General features: G+C 37.7%; 16 protein-coding genes and 1 riboswitch. Of the genes, 14 read left to right on the top strand and 2 right to left on the bottom strand.

What is annotated here, in order from left to right; all coding sequences use genetic code 11:
- Positions 1–71: 71 nt before the first annotated feature.
- Entirely contained in the window at positions 72–1,400 is a 1,329-nt protein-coding gene (locus tag HNP81_RS08350; protein ID WP_182502283.1) for a 6-phospho-beta-glucosidase, read from the top strand.
- A 250-nt stretch (positions 1,401–1,650) separates the two neighbouring features.
- On the opposite strand, the gene HNP81_RS08345 is transcribed toward HNP81_RS08350, so the two are convergent.
- Complete coding sequence (locus tag HNP81_RS08345) at positions 1,651–2,547, bottom strand: LysR family transcriptional regulator (RefSeq protein WP_182502282.1); 897 nt, start codon at positions 2,545–2,547, stop codon at positions 1,651–1,653.
- A 236-nt stretch (positions 2,548–2,783) separates the two neighbouring features.
- Here HNP81_RS08345 and HNP81_RS08340 point away from each other — a divergent pair, with 236 nt between their 5' ends.
- Positions 2,784–3,956 carry an MFS transporter gene (locus tag HNP81_RS08340; protein WP_182502281.1) on the top strand — a complete coding sequence of 391 codons (1,173 nt, stop codon included), beginning with the start codon at positions 2,784–2,786 and terminating at the stop codon, positions 3,954–3,956.
- Between the two features lie 140 nt (positions 3,957–4,096).
- Entirely contained in the window at positions 4,097–4,255 is a 159-nt protein-coding gene (locus HNP81_RS24905; protein ID WP_512698948.1) for a YnaG family membrane protein, read from the top strand.
- A 248-nt stretch (positions 4,256–4,503) separates the two neighbouring features.
- Here HNP81_RS24905 and HNP81_RS08335 read toward each other — a convergent pair whose 3' ends face one another.
- Positions 4,504–5,484: an aldo/keto reductase gene (locus tag HNP81_RS08335; protein ID WP_182502280.1), complete on the bottom strand. Its 981-nt coding sequence runs from the start codon at positions 5,482–5,484 to the stop codon at positions 4,504–4,506.
- A gap of 167 nt (positions 5,485–5,651) precedes the next feature.
- Here HNP81_RS08335 and HNP81_RS08330 point away from each other — a divergent pair, with 167 nt between their 5' ends.
- The 11 genes from HNP81_RS08330 to HNP81_RS08280 all read left to right on the top strand — a co-directional run bounded on the left by HNP81_RS08330 (position 5,652) and on the right by HNP81_RS08280 (position 20,069).
- Complete coding sequence (locus HNP81_RS08330) at positions 5,652–6,554, top strand: AraC family transcriptional regulator (protein ID WP_182502279.1); 903 nt, start codon at positions 5,652–5,654, stop codon at positions 6,552–6,554.
- Between the two features lie 285 nt (positions 6,555–6,839).
- Complete coding sequence (gene licT, locus HNP81_RS08325) at positions 6,840–7,685, top strand: BglG family transcription antiterminator LicT (RefSeq protein ID WP_028389981.1); 846 nt, start codon at positions 6,840–6,842, stop codon at positions 7,683–7,685.
- A gap of 406 nt (positions 7,686–8,091) precedes the next feature.
- A complete protein-coding gene (locus tag HNP81_RS08320; protein ID WP_182502278.1) occupies positions 8,092–9,948 on the top strand; it encodes a beta-glucoside-specific PTS transporter subunit IIABC in 1,857 nt (618 codons plus the stop codon).
- 88 nt (positions 9,949–10,036) lie between these two features.
- Positions 10,037–11,494 (top strand): glycoside hydrolase family 1 protein, encoded by a 1,458-nt coding sequence (locus HNP81_RS08315; RefSeq protein ID WP_182502277.1) that lies wholly within the window; start codon positions 10,037–10,039, stop codon positions 11,492–11,494.
- Positions 11,495–11,645: 151 nt separating this feature from the next.
- On the top strand, positions 11,646–11,912 hold the full coding sequence (locus HNP81_RS08310) for a phosphocarrier protein HPr (protein WP_182502276.1): 267 nt from the start codon (positions 11,646–11,648) through the stop codon (positions 11,910–11,912).
- Positions 11,912–13,642, top strand: a complete 1,731-nt coding sequence (gene ptsP, locus HNP81_RS08305; protein ID WP_182502459.1) for a phosphoenolpyruvate--protein phosphotransferase — start codon at positions 11,912–11,914, stop codon at positions 13,640–13,642. The genes HNP81_RS08310 and ptsP overlap by 1 nt, the downstream gene beginning before the upstream one ends.
- 1,033 nt (positions 13,643–14,675) lie before the next feature.
- A riboswitch (cyclic di-GMP riboswitch) is annotated at positions 14,676–14,761 on the top strand.
- 198 nt (positions 14,762–14,959) lie between these two features.
- A complete protein-coding gene (locus HNP81_RS08300; RefSeq protein WP_182502275.1) occupies positions 14,960–15,949 on the top strand; it encodes an HD domain-containing phosphohydrolase in 990 nt (329 codons plus the stop codon).
- A 777-nt stretch (positions 15,950–16,726) separates the two neighbouring features.
- Positions 16,727–17,071 (top strand): TIGR04076 family protein, encoded by a 345-nt coding sequence (locus HNP81_RS08295; RefSeq protein WP_182502274.1) that lies wholly within the window; start codon positions 16,727–16,729, stop codon positions 17,069–17,071.
- Positions 17,071–18,117 carry an aldo/keto reductase gene (locus HNP81_RS08290; RefSeq protein ID WP_182502273.1) on the top strand — a complete coding sequence of 349 codons (1,047 nt, stop codon included), beginning with the start codon at positions 17,071–17,073 and terminating at the stop codon, positions 18,115–18,117. Before HNP81_RS08295 ends, HNP81_RS08290 begins: the two co-directional genes overlap by 1 nt.
- Before the next feature lie 86 nt (positions 18,118–18,203).
- Positions 18,204–19,634, top strand: a complete 1,431-nt coding sequence (locus tag HNP81_RS08285; RefSeq protein ID WP_182502272.1) for a Na+/H+ antiporter NhaC family protein — start codon at positions 18,204–18,206, stop codon at positions 19,632–19,634.
- A 198-nt stretch (positions 19,635–19,832) separates the two neighbouring features.
- The gene (locus HNP81_RS08280) at positions 19,833–20,069 is read left to right on the top strand and encodes a P-loop NTPase family protein (RefSeq protein WP_182502271.1); all 237 of its coding nucleotides are present in this window, start codon (positions 19,833–19,835) and stop codon (positions 20,067–20,069) included.
- The last annotated feature ends 1 nt before the right edge of the window (position 20,070 follow it).

Raw genomic sequence — 20,070 nt, 5'->3', positions numbered from 1 at the left:
ATGGAGATACAATTCATTCATAAGTTCTTTTGAAAAAAGTGGTTTTCATATTATCCGGAGGTGTATAGAGTATGACAAAGGGTATTAAAATTGCAACGATTGGTGGGGGATCAAGTTATACCCCTGAATTAGTAGAAGGATTCATAAAACGCTATGATGAATTACCAGTTAGTGAGTTATGGTTAGTAGATATTGAAGCAGGAAAAGAAAAGTTGGAAATCGTCGGAAATCTTGCGAAAAGAATGATTGAAAAAGCAGGGCTTCCAATCGAGGTTCATTTAACATTTGATAGAAGAGCAGCTTTAAAGGATGCTGATTTTGTTACGACTCAATTTCGGGTAGGATTACTAGATGCTCGTGCAAAAGATGAAAGAATTCCATTAAAATATGGTGTTCTTGGTCAGGAGACAAATGGGCCAGGCGGTTTATTTAAAGGATTACGTACAATTCCAGTTATTTTAGATATCTGCAAGGACATAGAAGAGTTATGTCCAAACGCATGGTTAATCAACTTTACGAACCCTGCTGGTATGGTAACAGAAGCCGTGCTGCGCTATTCTAACATCAAAAAAGTCGTCGGATTGTGTAATGTGCCGATCGGAATGGAAATGGGTGTAGCCAAATTATTAGATGTCGATCATTCTCGAATCCGTATTGATTTTGCAGGACTAAATCATATGGTTTATGGGCTAGATGTTTATGTAGATGGCGTGAGTGTAAAAGATAAAGTGATTGATTTATTAACAGATCCAAATAACAGTAGTTTTGTGAAAAATATTGAGGGGCTAGGTTGGGAGCCAGAGTTCATTAAAGCACTTAATGTCCTAACTTGTCCATATCATATGTATTATTACAAAACGAAAGACATGCTCGAAAAGGATGCTGAAAACGCTAAATCAGAAGGCACTCGTGCTGAGGTAGTTCAAAGATTAGAGAAGGAATTATTTGAACTTTATCAAGATCAAAATCTAGCGATCAAACCACCTCAATTAGAAAAACGTGGTGGGGCGTACTACTCTGATGCTGCGGTTCGCTTAATTACTTCTATCTATACTGACAAAGGTGATATTCAACCAGTTAATACTAGAAATAATGGTGCTATTGCAGGCATTCCAGATGATTCAGCAGTAGAAGTTAGTTGTATTATTACAAAAGACGGTCCTAAACCAATTACAATTGGAGAGCTGCCTGTACAAGTTCAAGGACTAGTCCAACAAATCAAATCATTTGAAAGAATTTCAGCAGAAGCTGCCGTGACTGGTGATTACAATAAAGCTGTTCTTGCCTTAACAATTAACCCACTCACTCCTTCTGATACGATCGCGAAAGAAATCGTTAATGAAATGTTAGAGGCACATAAAGAGTATTTACCACAGTTTTTCCAAAAGGTAGAAGCGTAATAGGATGAATTGTTTTAGTGTTAGGTCACTAGAATAGTGTGTAATAATAGTAAGGGAATTTGTATTATAAACATATAATCTGGATTATGGGTCATCACCAAAACATGTACTTGACGACACTAACACATGTATCATCCTTAGTAAATGCCTTTGTTTACAAAAAGGTGAATTGTATGTGCAAAGTTGTTTTTCTGTCAAGAACAGACTTTGGTGTTGATCCATATTTTTACGAGAATTTCCTATACATTGATCAGGAATTTGAAAAGTTCGCCTGAATTTCTTTTAAAAACATCTCAGCAGAAGCGGAAAAAATCTGATGCTTTTTCCAAACAATATTTAAGCCAGATTCAAGTCTTGGCTCTAGCGGTCTAAAACAAAGGTTACGATCATTAGACGTATTCACTATTTTATCAAGGGTTATTGCATAACCAATGCCCTCTTCAACCATAATGGCAGCATTATAGGCAAGATTATATGTGGTCACAATGTTTAATTTATCAAAATCCTCACCAAACCAATCCGCAAATTCATTTTTAGAAAATGTCTGTTTAATAGCCTGTCGTGAACAGATTAGCGGAACATTTAATAAATCCACTGCGTGAATTCTATCTTTGAAAGCAAGAGGACTGTCTTTCCTCATCACAACGCCCCATACGTCTTTGGCTGGGATCTTGATATAATTGTATTTTGATAAATCAGCTGGTTGAATTAAAATACCAAAGTCAAGCAATCCCTTGTCTAGCCGTTCAGTCACATCTTCTTCGTTTCCGCTATAGAGATGACACCGTATATTTGGATAACATAACTGTAAATCTTTTACTACCCGTGCAATCAGTTTCATGGCGTCTGTTTCCCCTCCACCTATGAAAATATCACCACTTATTGTTTCTTCCATGGAATGGAATTCTGCTTCTAATTTATCTACCATCTCAATGATTTCTTCTGCTCTCTTTCGCAGGAGCATCCCTTCATCTGTGAGAATAATACTGTGACTACTGCGAATAAATAATTTTTTACCTAACTCTTGCTCAAGGTCTTTTAATTGTCTTGACAAGGTTGGCTGTGTAACATGCAAAAAATCAGCGGCACGTGTAAAGCTGCCTTCCCTTGCAACAGTAAGAAAATACCGCAAAACTCTAAATTCCAACTTTAACTCCTCCTTTATCCCACCTTAACAGGCAGTAAAACTCCCACCTCAATTTATAGAAGCAAAGAAGAGAAGTGGAAGGAAACTGGCCGTAAAGAACTGATAGGTCTCGCTTTATAATGTTTTAGTATATATATATTAGAAATGCCTTTCAAGTATATCTTGATATAAGATATAGGTATTAGCTATATAAGAAAAACACGCTAGAATAAATAACAAAGGGAGGGAGAGAATACTTGTCTAATAGAAATAATTTGCTTGTATATATATTGGCAGTAGGAGTATTTGGAATCATAAATACTGAAATGGGGGTAATTGGCATATTGCCTTCCATTGCTGATCACTTCCATGTTAGTGTTTCGAAAGCGGGATTGCTTGTAAGTGTTTTTGCTCTAGTTGTGGCGATATCAGCGCCAATTATGCCGTTATTGTTTTCTGGGTTAAACAGAAAGACAGTCATGTTAATTGGTCTAGGTTTTTTCGTTTTGGGTAACATCCTATCCATTATGACAACAAATTTTACATTAGTCTTAATTGCTCGGATCATTCCCGCTATTTTTCATCCAATATACTGTTCATTGGCATTTACTATAGCAGCAGAGTCAGTTAGCAAGGAAGAAGCGCCAAAGGCTGTTTCTAAAGTATTTATCGGAGTATCTGCAGGAATGGTAGTTGGTGTGCCAATCGTAAGTTTTATTGATGGTGCAATTTCACTTGAAATGGCGATGGCCTTTTTTGCTATTGTTAATGCTATTATCTTCGTGGCTACATTGATTTTTATGCCATCTATGCCTGTAGAGAGAGGGCTTTCTTATGGAGCGCAATTATCTGTATTAAAAAAATCAATTACATGGCTTTCCATTGTGGCTGTTATTTTATTAAACTCAGCTGTATTTGGAGTTTACAGTTACCTTGCTGAATATCTTAAGACTGTTACAAATGTGTCTTCAACTATCATTAGTATACTTTTATTCATATACGGTGTAGCTAATATTATTGGCAACATTTTGGCAGGGAAGTTACTTACTAAAAATGCGAACAAATCCGTAGTGGTTTTCCCTTTTGCATTGGGAGCCATTTACATCGTATTATTCTTATTTGGTCAGCTTACTTTCCCTATGGCTATCATTACTTTAATATGGGGAATATTAGCTGGTATAGGGGCTAATATTAATCAACATTGGGTTATGTCTTCAGCTCCCGAGGCTCCTATTTTTTCCAATAGCTTATTTTTAACATCTGCTAACTTAGGAACCATGATTGGTGCTGCTGTAGGTGGAATATTTATTGCAGAGTTAGGGACACCATATGTTGTATTTGTAGGATTTTTATCTTTACTATTAAGTATCGTATTTATTTTTCTAAGAAACTACATGTACAATCCTAAAACAAAACAGCTTGCTAGTTAAGAAAAAAACTGAACTAGCAAGTTATTTGGATGAAGAGTTGAAAAGGAGATGCAGCCCATTCGTTTTTTTCTTTTTAAGAGGAGAACGCCTAATTCATTGTTCTATTGTGGGGAAGTGGACTGGATTAAGATGCATCAGTCATCGAACAACTATTTATTTTTTTTCCAATCGGAATTATTTTAGCTTTTATTTCATTTAAAACAGACAAAAACAGATGGTCAAAAATTGGATTGATATGGAATACAGTATTATTTTTCACGCCTAATATCTGGAGCGGAACTATTCTTTTTGGCGAATGATTGTCTAGGAGTGAATATCCTTTTCTTGAACAAAAGATTAATCTTTTTTCATAAGTGTCGATTAACCAATAAAATCTAAAGAAGGGGTCCTCATGAAGAACCCCCTATTTCACAATTTGTTTCAAAAGAAGAAGTAGCCGTTATTCAGGATGCCATCGGCTACAAGGACACAGCCCGCAAACTCGATGTGTTCACTCTCATTAACTACCTAACCTGCTCCTTTGAGCTCAAAAGTTGCCGAAAAACAATTAATTATGACCAACTATTGGATGCGGTACGTAAGGCTCTTCAAGGAATGCAACTTCTTCAGGTGATAGCTTTACAGATAAAGCGCCAATAGCTTCTTCAAGATGCGCTATCTTCGTAGCACCAATGATAGGAGCTGTTACGGTTTCTTTCTGTAATAACCAAGCAAGTGTGATATGTGTACGAGGGACACCATGCTTTTTTGCTATCGATGCTACTCTATCAACAACTAAGCGGTCGGCGTCCGCATGAGCATCGTACTTCGATTTTTGAATTTGATCGGTTTCGGAGCGATGCGTTGTTATGGACCAGTCACGCGCCAATCTTCCTGATGCAAGAGGGCTGTAAGGAGTGACCCCAATTTTCTCTTCCTTACAAAGGGGCAACATTTCCCGTTCTTCTTCACGATATATAAGGTTTAAATGGTTTTGCATGGACACGAACTTTGTCCAGCCATGTTTTTCTGCCACATATAATGCCTTTTGGAACTGCCAAGCATACATCGCAGAAGCACCAATGTATCTTGCTTTTCCGGCCTTCACCACATCATGCAATGCTTCCATCGTTTCTTCAATAGGGGTGTTGTAATCCCAACGATGGATGATGTAAAGATCTACATAATCAGTTTTCAATCGCTTCAGACTTTTATCGATTTCACTCATAATTGCTTTTCGGGAAAGACCAGACCCGTTTGGACCTTCATGCATTTGGCCGTGTACTTTAGTTGCTATAACAACTTCATCACGATTCGCATAATCCTTAAGGGCCCGTCCAAGATATTCCTCACTTGTACCTAGTGAGTATATATTTGCTGTATCAAAAAAATTAATTCCTAAGTCGAGGGCCTTTTTTATAACGGGACGAGAGTTCTCTTCATTAAGTACCCATTGGTGAAGCCATTTGTTAGCGTCCCCAAACCCCATACATCCAAGGCAAAGTCGAGATACATCTAGGCCTGTATTACCAAGTTTCACATACTCCATTTGATTATTCCTCTCTTTCCTTTATTTTCAAATTAATTATGTCATACATAATAAGAAACTCTTATCCTATTACTATCAAGTTTTTGCCTAATCCTCTCAATCTCTCTTACTCACTCAATGAATATCAGATATAATGAACCGAAGATGAAGAAAAAGGAGGATAAGTTATGTCTGAAAAAAACTGTAAACAGCAAGATGTACTTGCTAATCTTATTGAGTGCTTTTCAAAACAGGATGGTGTTCATCCTACACCTATTCCATCTTTCTTTCTCATCCGTGAATCGATTATTTCTGAACCCATTTCTAGGGTTAACGAGCCGTCTTTTTGCATGATCCTCCAAGGAAAGAAAGAGGTGTTATTGGGAGAGGAACGCTTTTTGTACGGTCCAGGTCATTATATTGTGGCATCCGTTGACTTACCCGTGACAGGGCAAGTGGTCAAAGCCTCACCAGAAACTCCCTATTTAGCTCTAAAACTTGAATTTACATCAAGCCAAGTTTTAGAAGTTTTGAATGAAGCAGATATTCAATTTGGACAGGGAAAGAACACGAAACGAGCTATGTTTGTTGGCGAAGTAGAACTATCCTTGTTGGATGCAGTCCTCAGATTAGCTTGCTTATTAGAGAACCCGGAACATATCCCTGTTCTTGCTCCATTATTTAAAAAGGAAATTATTTATTGGATTTTGCAAGGTCCACATGGCGAAGCGCTTGAACAGATGGCGTTAGAAGGGAGCAATGCCATTAGAATAAGAGAGGTTATAGACTATATTATGAATAATTATGAAGAGCCTTTTCGAATCGAAGAGCTTGCTGAGATAGCGAATATGAGGGTTCCATCGCTACATCGGCAATTTAAAGAGGTAACGGCTATGAGTCCCATTCAGTTTCAAAAACAACTGAGATTGCAGGAAGCTAGGCGCTTGTTATTAGCTGATTCAACAGATGTAGCTGATGTTGCATTCAGGGTAGGGTACGAGAGTCAATCGCAATTTAGTCGAGAATATTCCAGAATGTTTGGCTTTCCACCTAGAGTAGATATAAGTCGATTGAGGGAGAACTATGTTTAAGGAGAAGATGATTATGATGATTTCAGAAATGAGCGTGAAAATTGATAACTCGCTTGTCGTGTCATGTCATTATGAATGGATATATTCACTAAACATTCCCATTAAAAAAAATTGAAATGATACTTGAAAACGCAATCATATTTTTGTATACTAAGCACATAGACAAAAGGATTGTTACTGTTCGGCAGGCAAAACCTGAATTGATTCGAATACTACAGTTATGCTGTAATATTGGAATCAATTCAGGTTTTTTTTATAAAAATAATAGTCGAAAGGTGACGAATTATGCGTGTAAAAAAGATCTTTAACAACAACGTAATCTTAACAGAAGATGACAAACAACAAGAAATTGTTGTCATGGGTCGTGGACTAGCATTTCAGAAGAAAATTGGCGATGAAATTGATGAAACGAAAATTGAAAAGACTTTCACTATTCATTCAAAAGGAGTCTCTGATAAGCTATCACAGTTACTTGAAGAGATTCCACTCGAACACTTTGAACTGTCTAACGACATCATAGAATTAGCGAAAAAGGAATTAGGATGTCAATTAAATGAAAGTATTTACTTATCGCTGACGGATCATCTTCATTTTGTATTAACAAGAATTCAAGAGGGACTGATAATTAAGAATGCTCTTTTATGGGAAGTCAAAAAGTTTTACAAAGATGAATATGAAGTAGCAAAACAAGCGATTGGGATGATTGAGGAGCGGACAGGGATTCGGATTCCGGAGGATGAAAGTGCATCGATTGCTCTCCATCTTTTTAATGCTCGCCAAGATTCAGTCGGTATGGAACAAACGATGGTGATGACGAAAATTGTTAATGACATTATCACGATCGTAAAGTATCATTTTGGCATTACATTTGATGAAGACTCTATGAATTACAGCAGATTTATTACACATTTACGCTATTTTGGTTACCGCATACAAAGAGGAGAGTTATCGCAAGAAGGTGACGATTCGTTATTCGATCAGGTAATCAAGCAGTATCCTGAGGCTTATCAATGTACTTTAAAAGTACAAACCTATTTGCAGTTAAATTATCACGTCAAAATGACGAAGGATGAAATGGTGTATTTCATGATTCATATTCATCGTGTTTCCAATCGTGAGAAAAAAGCATAGCACACTAACGAAGGATTGTTACTGTTTGGCAGGCAAAACCTGAGAAGAAGAGTTGATTGAAATGGGGGACAGGTCCCTATTCTATCCGCACGTCTTACTCAGGTTTTTTTATTTTAAATTTTGATCACAGTGTGAACGTAAACTTAAATTTAGATAGATAGGAAAGACTTTATTTGAACAGGTATTTTATACCCTCATGCACTTCACTCATTATTGTGGCCGATAGGTTGATGAAAAAGAAGCGATCAAGCGCTTCCCTTGATCGTTTCTTTTTCACCAACTGACCACTCTGTGAGATTGAGAAGGAGATTATATTAGCTCATCTTATTCTAACTATGTTATTGCTTGGGATGCTGAGTGAATTAAAATTTATTGAAAAAACTTTGTCATAAGGAGAGTAGATAAAATGGATAATCGACAGCTAGCCGAGAAGATTGTGAAATCGGTAGGGGGAGAAGAGAATATAAACTCTCTAGTACATTGTGCGACTCGTTTACGTTTTAAATTGGACGATCGTAGTAAGGCGAATAAAGAAGAACTCCAAAACATGGAAGGCGTCCTCACTGTAGTAGAAAATGGTGGACAATTTCAAGTTGTTATTGGGAACCATGTACCGAAAGTATATGCAGAAGTAATGAAAGTTGCAAAAATCAGTGGAGAAACGAATAAAGAGTCGGCATCAACAGAAAAGGTTGGGGCAGTTTCAAAGGCTTTTGAATATATTTCAGGAACGTTCTCACCGTTGATTCCTGCACTAGCTGGGGCAGGGATGATTAAAGCCCTTCTTGCCATATTAACATTGTTACATTGGATTGATGTAGAAGGCAGTACGTATGCAGTGCTAAATGCGGCCTCTGGTGGAGTCTTTTTCTTCCTGCCGATCTTTGTAGGGATTACTGCTTCGTTAAAGCTCGGTGCTAATCCATATGTCGGAGGAGCGATTGGAGCTGGTTTATTAGAACCGAGTTTCACGAAGCTGCTTGAACATGGGACTCGTTCAGAATTCTTGAATTTACCGTTAATTTTAACGAATTATTCTTCAACAGTATTTCCATTGTTGATTGCGGTTGTTGTTTATGCGCTATTGGAAAAATGGTTGAGAAAAGTTACGCCAAGTGTACTGCAGCTGTTTTTCCCGCCGATGATTTCTTTACTTATCATGGTGCCGTTAACGGCGTTAGTATTTGGTCCGTTTGCTGTGTATGTAAGTGATGGAATTATGAACGGTGTTTCTTACCTATCATCAGTATCAGCCATTTTAACTGGTGTTATTATTGCCGGTGCATGGCCATTCCTTGTTATTATGGGTGTCCATTGGGGCGTTGTGCCGATCGCGATTAGTGCATTTGCTAAGGGAGGCGATGTAATTCTTCCTATTACAGCTGCTTCTACGTTTGCGCAAATGGGTGTAGCTTTCGGTGTCTTCCTTCGCGCGCGTGATAAGCATCTGAAATCCTTGACCCTAGGTGCGATATTATCAGGTGTCCTTGCTGGTGTAACTGAGCCAATCATTTATGGTGTGATCATGCGCTACCGTCGTCTGATCCCAATGATGGTCATCGCGGGAGTTGTTGGTGGTGCCATCATTGCCATGTTTGATGTTCGTTTATTTACGTTTGCCTTTAATAGCGTCCTAACCATTCCAGCGTATACACCACCAGTCAAATATACAATTGGTGTAGGGGTTGCCTTTTTAGTAGGAACAATCCTTTCTTATCTTTTCGGTTTTGAGAAAAAGAAAGCAAAAGAAGAGACGAGCCTTGAGCAAACAGAACAGGCAGTACAAGCCGCAGCAGCAACGACAGATAAGAAAATGACAGTCTATAGCCCTATAGAGGGTACACTCCTTTCTTTATCAGACGTACCAGATCCTGTTTTCTCAAGTGGGGCAATGGGGAAAGGGGTTGGAATTGAGCCGACAATTGGCCGTGTAGTGGCTCCATTTGATGGAACCGTTACAATGATTTTTCCTACAAGCCATGCGATTGGTTTAACCTCAGAAGACGGGGTAGAAGTGCTTATTCATATCGGTTTAGATACTGTCCAACTGGAAGGAAAGCATTTTACTGCTCATGTGAAAGAGGGACAAGCCGTTAAAAAAGGTGATGTATTAGTGGAGTTTGATATTGCGGCTATAAAAGATGCTGGGTATAAACTAACGACACCAGTGATTGTAACAAATACAGCTAATTATTTAGATGTCATTGCGGATGAGCCACAAGAGATTGTTGGTGGCCAGCCTGTGCTAACGGTTATTAGCTAGATAAACGCACATTATATTCAGCTGATATGAATTAAATGAAACTTTAGTAGCTTTGTTAAATAATAAGAAAAAAGGAGAGAGTTTAATCATGGCACAATTTAAATCGAAATTTCCAAAAAACTTTTATTGGGGTGGTGCAACCGCTGCAAATCAAATTGAAGGTGGATTTGATGCAGATGGAAAAGGGTTATCAGCAGCTGACTTTGTTGAATACATTCCAAAGGCTGAACGAACAAAAGACAATGCAATGGAAATTACGTCAGAACAAATTAGAAAAGCATTAAGCGGTGAATCAACGGCACGTTACCCTAAACGTGAAGGGATTGATTTTTACCACCACTATAAAGAAGATATTGCCTTACTTGCAGAAATGGGCTTTACTGCTTTCCGTTTCTCCATTCACTGGTCAAGAATTTTTCCAAATGGCTATGACGAAACACCAAATGAAGCGGGATTACAATTTTATGATAATGTGTTAGATGAATTGGCCAAACATAACATCGAGCCAGTTGTGACGTTATCTCACTATGAAACACCTTATGGTTTAACAGAGAGATACAATGGCTGGGTTGGCCGTGAAACTGTGGATCATTTTGTGCGCTATGCAGAAACAGTATTCACTCGTTATAAAGATAAAGTAAAGCTGTGGATCTCTTTTAATGAAATTAATATGATTACGATTAGCCCATTTACCGGTGGGGGGATTTTATCAGATAAGGAAGACAATCCTATGCAAGCGAAATATCAAGGATTACATCATCAATTTGTCGCAAGCTCACTTGCTACGAAGAAATTACATGAGATTATTCCAGATGGGAAAATGGGTTGTATGCTAGCTAGAATGACATTTTATCCGAATACACCAAACCCTGAAGATGTATTAAAAGCGCAAAAAGAAAACCAGGACAATCTCTTCTTTACAGATGTACATGCTCGCGGTGAATACCCTAAATATATGGACCGTTTCTTTATTGAAAATGATATTGAAATTGTAAAAGAAACTGGCGACGATGAAATCATCAAACAATACCCTGTCGATTACATTACAATTAGCTATTACATGTCGCTTTTATCTTCCGTTTCACCAGAGGGAGAAATAACAGCAGGAAATTTATTCAACAGTTTGAAAAACCCATATTTACAAGCATCGGACTGGGGATGGCAAATTGACCCAATTGGTTTGCGTGTAACATTAAATGATTTATATGATCGTTACCAATTACCAATCTTTATTGTAGAAAATGGTATGGGTGCTTACGATAAGGTAGAAGAAGATGGCTCCATCCATGATGACTATCGAATCGAATATTTAAGAAAACATATCGAACAAATGAAAGAAGCAATTGGTGATGGCGTTGACTTAATGGGCTACCTAGCTTGGGGACCAATTGACTTAGTGTCTATGTCCACAAGTGAAATGTCTAAGCGCTACGGATTTATTTATGTAGATAAAGATGATGAGGGTAACGGAACATTGGAAAGAAGTCGAAAAGACTCATTCTTCTGGTACAAAAAAGTGATTGAAAGCAATGGTGAAGAGCTATAAGAGAGGCTTATTGGGCATTTACGAGCAGTTATCCCCAACCTTTGCTTCTTTGATTACTCAAGCTTAGAGATGGGGATATTACTGCCTGTTATTGCAGGATAAATGTACAAATCTAAATTTTTATAAAAAGACAAAGGAGGCTAACATTATTATGGTAGAAAAAACATTTACAATTATAGATGAATCAGGAATTCACGCACGTCCAGCAACAACGATCGTACAAGCGGCAAGTCCGTTCGCTGCTGCTGTTAACTTAGAATACAATGGCAAATCCGTTAATTTAAAATCCATTATGGGTGTAATGTCTTTAGGAATTCCGAAAGATGCGACAATCAAAATTACTGCTGAAGGCGCAGATGAAGGGGAAGCATTGGCAGCGATTGAAGAGGCAGTGAAGGGAGCTGGCTTAGCAGAATGATGGCGCAAAGTCTAAAAGGAATCGGAGCATCAGCAGGAATTGCCATTGCAAAGGCATATCGTTTAGAAGAGCCTGAATTAGTCGTAGAAAAATGTGTAATTGATAGCATTGAAGCAGAAGTTCAACGTTTTGATGCTGCCCTTAAGCAGTCATCATCTGAGCTTGAACAAATCAAGGAACATGCATTCAAAGAGCTAGGAGAAGATAAAGCCGCAATTTTCGCTGCTCACCTCCTTGTCTTAAGTGATCCAGAATTGATTAATCCAATCAAATATAATATTAAGAGTGAGCAAGTTAATGCAGAATTTGCTTTAGATGAAGTAGCAAACATGTTTATCGGCATGTTCGAAGCAATGGACAACGAATACATGAAAGAGCGTGCCGCAGATATTCGTGATGTGACAAAACGTGTGCTGGCTCATCTTTTAGGTGTCACCATTCCGAATCCAAGCATGATCTCTGAGGAAGTGATCATTATTGCGGCAGATTTAACACCGTCTGATACAGCTCAATTAAATCGACATTATGTTAAAGGATTTACGACAGATATCGGTGGGCGCACATCCCATTCAGCGATTATGGCTCGTTCATTGGAAATTCCCGCAGTTGTTGGGACGAAAACAGTGACAGCTGAGATCGAAAATGGTGTATTGGTCATCCTAGATGGCCTGACTGGAACGGTGATTGTCGATCCGTCAGCTGATATGGTGAAGGAATATGAAGCGAAAAAAGCAACGTATGAAGCGCAAAAGGCGGAGTGGGCAAAGCTTGTGAATGAGCCGACCGTTTCGAAGGATGGACAACATGTTGAACTGGTTGCCAATATTGGGACGCCTGAGGATATAAAAGGTGTGCTTGAAAACGGTGGCGAGGGTGTTGGTTTATATCGCACCGAATTTTTATACATGGGACGTACTCAGCTTCCGACTGAGGAAGAGCAATTTGATGCGTATAAAACAGTGTTAGAGCGTATGGAAGGAAAGCCGGTTGTTGTTCGTACACTTGATATCGGTGGCGATAAAGAGCTCCCATACTTAGATTTGCCGAAAGAAATGAATCCATTCTTAGGCTTCCGTGCGATTCGTTTATGCTTAGAAATGCAAGATATGTTCCGGACACAGCTCCGTGCCTTGCTTCGGGCAAGTACGTTTGGCAACTTGAAAATTATGTTTCCGATGATCGCAACTCTTGGTGAATTCCGCCAAGCCAAAGCGATTTTACTAGAAGAAAAAGCGAAGTTAAAGGCTGAAGGTATCGCTGTTTCTGAAACAATTGAAATTGGAATCATGGTAGAAATTCCATCTACTGCAGTCATGGCGGATATATTTGCTAAAGAAGTAGATTTCTTTTCTATCGGCACAAATGATTTAATTCAGTATACAATGGCGGCAGATCGTATGAATGAACGAGTTTCTTATTTGTATCAGCCATACAATCCAGCTATTCTTCGCCTAGTGAAAATGGTTATTGATGCCGCGCATAAAGAAGGAAAATGGGCAGGCATGTGTGGAGAAATGGCAGGGGATGAGGTAGCCATTCCAATTTTACTTGGGCTTGGTCTGGATGAATTTAGTATGAGTGCCTCTTCTATTTTACAGGCTCGAAGCCAACTTCTTAATCTTTCAAAAGCAGAGATGAGTTCGATCATCGAACAAGTCTTAAACATGACAACGGCTGAGGAAGTAGAGAGATTAATAAAGGAAATCGAAGTTAAAGAAGTACTTGTGTAATTAATCATGTTCATGGGAACAAAGGCACGGTTATGATGTAGCGTCATCTGCGGGTCTATTTGGCATGCAAATACAAGGAGCCATAGCCATATTCTCAGTAAACCTCAAATGAATTATGACCTTAATGAAGGAAACAGAGTAAACAATATGAAAGAAAAAGGCGACATTTCGTTCAAAGTCGAACGAAATGTCGCCTTTTTAAATTTAATCACACTCACAAATTTTAAAAGCATAAGTTTTTCAGTGCTCTGGATCTACGTCAAATTTTTGGAAACAAAAAAGTTAATTTTTTAATTTACAAATACGTGGTCTAATTCCACCGTCTATAGACGGTATACGCTTTTGGCCTTGAACTTCTGTGTCCATACTTGAAGTGTGAAGTGAAAGTATGGACGCTATAAGAAAAATAGTTATGCAATATATGACATCAAGTACCATGTTATATGGGTGACAAAACATAGGTATAAGGTGTTACGGTTCTATTGAGTTTATAGGGCTATAGAATTGATCAGGCAGGGGTGTGAAGCAAGGGGAATCACCATCCTGCAAGGCCGTTGGAAAAGATCACATTCATTTACTCCTTTCTTGTTCACCAAGTCTAGCGCCAAGAAAAATCTCAGTACTTAAAAGGACAATCATCAATATTGTTACAAGATGAATTTCCAGAAATCAAGAAAAAAATTGGGGGCAGCCCCTATGGTATATATGGAGAGATGAAGAAAACTATTGGGAAGAGTATCGTACCAAGGATTATTAATCCTTTATCAAAATAATTAGCAAGTCCCAGAATGGGTAGCTAATTATTTTGATATCTAAAAAGATAAATTGAATTTAATATTTATTGTTTTGTCTCTTTTGTCTTATGTTACTTAGAAAGGAAAATTAGGATAATAGGCTTAGGGGCGCGTAGTAATAAAGTTCTATTCCTTCCTTGTATTCCCTATTATTCTGTTGTAATATTCACAATATAGGAGAAACACTTAATAAATTTATAGATTAGTAGTTCAAAATTTTTATATAAAATTGAATAGGGGAATGATAAAGGCAAATTCATTGAAAGATGAAAACGCAAAACGATAGGGACTAAAATCGGAAAGATAATGTCAGCCAGTTACCGATTTCTTTTAAAAAGGCGAATCGGGTGATTGGTCTTTTTTTGTAGGGTTAAATGCAGTATTAGAGTAGGGATTTTATGAGTGGCTGGGAAATTTCACTATTTATTCCTCGATAAATGTATATGAATGAAGAGGTAACTCGCTCTGCGGACAGTCTTACTTTGATTACATAAGAAATAGATTAACATTGGAGATTTTAATAATGAAAAAAACTTTGCAATTACCATACCAGTTACAAGGCTTTTTGGAATTGGGAGATGCTGTAATTATTACTGACAGTAATCATATTATTTTAGAAGTAAATGACTCATATCAATCAATAACAGGATTTGAAAGAGCTAAAATAATCGGTTTGAAGGCAGGATTTATTAAATCTAACCTTACAAGTAAATCAACCTATATTTCAATGAAAAACTCGTTAAAAGAACTTATCCCCTGGTCGGGAATTTTAATTAATCGGAAGAAATCTGGGGAGCTTTGGCATTCATCTATTACGATAACTCCTTTCAAGATTGAAAAGGAACTATTTTATATAGGAATATTTCGTGCATTAGAACAATTAAAAGAAGGGTTATACCTACCTGAAAACAAAAAAATAGAAGTACAAAGAGAATTATTGAAGGTGCTGGCAATTTCGTGCGAGATTCGAGACCCTGGAACTGAAGAGCATTTGATAAGAGTACAGGAATTAACTGAGATTCTTATCAAATCACACAATAAGAAAAATAATCTTCAATTAGAGCCAAGATATATCAATAATATTATTCATTCCAGTATATTACATGACATAGGTAAAGCTGGCATGCCAGAAGGTATTCTATATAAACCTGGGGCTTTGACTTCTTCTGAAAGAAAAATAATAGAAATGCACCCCTTAATAGGGGCGGATATTTTAAATAAAATGTCTAAGGAGATTAATTATGATTTTATTAAAAGTATGGAGGTAGCTGAAAATATTATTTTATATCATCATGAAAAATGGGATGGAACTGGATACCCTTTTAATTTAGAAAGCGAAAAAATCCCTTTTGAGGCGAGGATCGTATCAATAGTGGATGTATTTGATGCATTAACCAGCCGTAGACCTTATAAAGATTCGTGGTCAAAACAAAAAGCATTGTCTTATATTGACCAAAATAAAGGAAAACATTTTGACCCATTAATAGCTGAAACTTTTATAAATTTGTTTTAAAACTTTCAGAAAAGTAGTATTAAACCTTCCTTCATACAAACCAATTATGGCGTTATAACGCTACCATTTACATGAAGGATCAATTAAGTAACAACGCTGCACTCAACTAATCACAATGGTGGCGGTGCGGAGTTGAAATTTTGGATGCTTTCTAAAATCAGTATACCTAATTAATCGATTTTGCTATATTAGTAAGTCGCGCAGCCCCGTCCCCATGTTCTTCATAGAAGGCGACTAGTAAAATATCCAAATAGAAGTATAGACAGTAAAATCGAATTATCTAAATATAAAAAATATTATTGACAATGGAATATTATGGTGCTAACATTTTTATAAACCGTAGACGAGGGAGTTAAACTGTTAAACGATCTTTCAGCGAATCCGGGATGGTGTAAGCCGGACAGATGCAGTAACAGCAAGTGGGCCTCAGAGGGCGAAGTGAAAGAATTTTTTTAGTAGCTTAGACGCAGAGCCAGCGTTATAGGGCTAAGGGTGTTTGTATGAGCACTCTGCTGAGAGGGTATGTATGATACATATCAAACAAGGTGGTACCGCAAGTTAACACTTGTCCTTGAATTATTATTTAAGGATAAGTGTTTTTTGTTATTTTATAGACTCAAACAACTGTAAGTAAGCAGGATATAGTTGTTTCAGAGAAACCCTATTCATTATGTATGAAAGTAAAAAATCTCAGAATGAAAAAGAAGAAAAGGAGAATGAAAAAAGAAATGAAAATAGCAGTTTTATTAATTACAAGTGTTGATAGGAGTAAGTGTCATGGATGATAAATTTACGCTATATAACTTAAAAGTAGAAATTGTAGGTACAGATAAACCAATGGTTTGCAAGCATAAGGAAGGTGACTATTTCTTAGTTATAGGAGAAGACGTTATCTTCCCAGAAAATAATTCATTTTCAATGTATGCCTTAAGCGCTATTTTGCCATTATTACCTGCAAAGCAACGGGTATTGCATGCAAATGACTGGATGTTGTCTGATAGTGTAATTGCCTGCCCAGATCCAAACTGTGGTGCTAGATTTAAAATAACTCGTATCGGAACTAAAGAATTTAGTCATGCTGAATGCACAACAGAGCCTATATATAAAGGAGATAAAAACTAATGGCAGAACGATTCGAATTAGCAAAAGATTATACAATTAGTAGAGTGATCAACGGGTGTTGGCAACTGTCGGAAGGTCATAGCTTACAAACTAATTTAGACAAGCAAGATATTATGAAGGCCTTCAATATGCTTGTCGAAAAAGGATTTACGACATTTGATTGTGCTGATATATATACGGGTACGGAAGAATTTCTAGGTGAATTCTTAAAGCAACTTAAGCACGGAAGCACGATTTCACCAAATGACATTCAAATTCATACCAAGTATGTACCTGATATCAATTTACTTAGTGATGTCGATTTTACATACACAGAAAAAATAATTGATAGAAGCCTTAAACGGCAAAATCGAGATGTATTAGATCTAGTGCAGTTTCATTGGTGGGATTACGATGTGCCTGGCTATATCGAGACAGCAGGGGATCTGTTAAGGCTAAAAGAAAAAGGGAAAATACGTAATATCGCCGTTACAAACTTTGATACGAAGCATTTGAAAGAGATCGTTGATGCCGGTATACCGATTGTGTCTTGTCAAAATCAATACTCGGTTTTTGATAGACGACCAGAAAAAGAATTATTAGAATATTGTAAAATAAAAGGTATTTCTTTGCTATGCTACGGCACATTATCAGGCGGTTTGTTAGCGGAAAAATGGCTCGGCAAAACATCTATTCAACCCGATACGCGCTCGCATGTTAAATATTTGCAGGTGATTGAAGAGACTTTGGGTTGGGTTGGCTATCAGGAATTATTGTTATTGCTAGATAAAATCGCTAAAAAGTATTCTGTCAACATCGCTCATGTTGCTACAAAATATATATTAAGTCAACAAGGTGTTGGGGCTTCAATTATTGGCGTTAGAAATAGCAGCCATGTTGAGTCAAATGCTCAAATATTTAGTTTCGAACTCGATTGTTCTGATATTGAAGAAATAAATCACTTCTTACATAACTATTCAATATTAGAAGGTGAACCTTTTGAGTTAGAGCGTACGGCTGGTTCAAAATTCCGAAATATTATGAAGATGAATTTGAATGAAGAATAATTATGGCAAACGCTCTGAACGCAGTTGCTGGGTATTGCGACGAAAAGATAAGAGTACACGTTTAATACATAAAAGGGAGCTTCTATATGGATAAAAAACTTGAATTTAAAGGTGGCTGGGGAGTTGCGTTTATTCCAGTCGTTATTTTTCTGTTTTTCTGTATATTGTATTTTATCGTTTTTAAAGCGTTTGAAATGTATGCACTCGCAATGGGTGCTTTCGTCGCACTGATGGTAGGTGCAATTTTTGTGAAAAAGGGGAACTACGATCGTTTTTGGAATTCAGTTTATGATGGTGTAAAGGAAGCTGTACCGATTGCAATACTGCTGTTCGTCATCGGGATGTTCTCGGAGCTGATCAAAACTACTAACATTTCGGCAGGTTTCGTCTGGCTAGCCGACTTGCTAGGCGTGGATGGAGGATTATTCACCGCGTTCACATTCTTAGCAATTTGTATCATTTCTACTGCTACTGGATCATCGATTGGAACAATGTTTACCTGCTTCCCTATTTTCTTCCCGGCAGGAGTATTGTTGGGATGCGATCCTGCTGTTCTTGCGGGTGCAATCGTCAGTGCTTCTATTTTTGGTGATAACTTAGCACCAATATCAGATACTACGATTATCTCTGCAGGAACTCAAGAATACACAAAAAAGGAAGGTTTCGCAGAAGTGAGCGGCTGTGTTGCCAGTCGACTGAAGTATTCCTTGGTTGCAGGGACGATCTCCTTTTTTCTGTTCTGGATCCTTGGCGGTGGTGGCACGGTAGGTGTGGGCGCTTCAGATATTCTTGCTAAGAACATGAATCCAATCACATTAGTTATGCTCGTTCCGGTAGCTGTTATGTTAATCATAGCAATCAAAACTCGCAATATTTATAAAGCGATTACGGTAGGTATCATATTAGGGATGATAACAGGTCTAGCGTTTAATCTCTTAACTTTCGACAATATTATCTCAGTTGAGGATGGCACTCCGGTAGGATTCCTAACGGACGGCATCAACAGCATGATGGCAATCGTTACACTCGTTATTTCAGTCTACGGTATAATGGGTGTGCTCAACGGTGCGGGAGTGCTTGAAAAAGTGACAAATAGTATACTTAACAGCAAAATGGGCAAGACGGCTCGCGGCGCTGAATTTGCTATGATGTTAGGTATTTCGTTTACAACTTTACTCTTCGGTGGTGTAACTAGTGCATCGATGACGACATTTGGAAAAGTACAAAATGAGATTGGCAAACGTGTTGGTTTGCATCCATACCGTCGTGCCAATCTACTTGATGGTTTTGCTAATTCTATCGTTTTGGTAATCCCTTTTTTAAGTGTTTTTGTATTCCTCGGTGCTTTGCTGACAAAAGGGTATGATTTTGTTGCACCGCTTTTACTAACAGAAGTTAGCAGTGGTATGATTTATTGTATGGTACTGTTCTTGGTTCTATTATTCTCTATAATAACCGGATGGGGCCGCCAATATGAAGGTTTGGAAGGGAAAGCGGTTAGTAATCCTCAAGATTAGCAAACAAAATACCAAGTCTGGCTCTCATGATACGGTGAGAGCCTTTTTTTTGTATCGAATCGTTTATGGTCACAGTGAGAGTGACTGGGCAGGCACCCTGCACTAGTGAATTTTGCGAAAATTGTTTTTACTGCATTGTATGATATTTCCTAATGAATCAATTAAAATTAAAGGACAGTAATAGGAGGGCTGGCTAAAATGAAATGGCAAGAAGCAAGGAGACTATCCCCAAATCAGTTTCTATTGGATTCAATTCTTGATTATCATGAAGAAGGTGACAAGAAAATAGTTGATGAAGTAGCCCTAAAAAGAACCATTTCTGAAAAGGATACAAACAAAGAGTTCCTCCGCGCTAAAGAAGGAACCCTTGTTTATCACACTTCTAATGAAGAATTTGTGATTCACATCCGAAGAGATCCATTACTGAAAGTGTAAA

The organism is Peribacillus huizhouensis, from assembly GCF_014138605.1.
In the GTDB taxonomy this organism is placed as follows: domain Bacteria; phylum Bacillota; class Bacilli; order Bacillales; family DSM-1321; genus Peribacillus; species Peribacillus huizhouensis.
The sequence above is the reverse complement of the archived record's forward strand: the minus strand, read 5'-3'. Positions and strand labels throughout refer to the sequence as shown.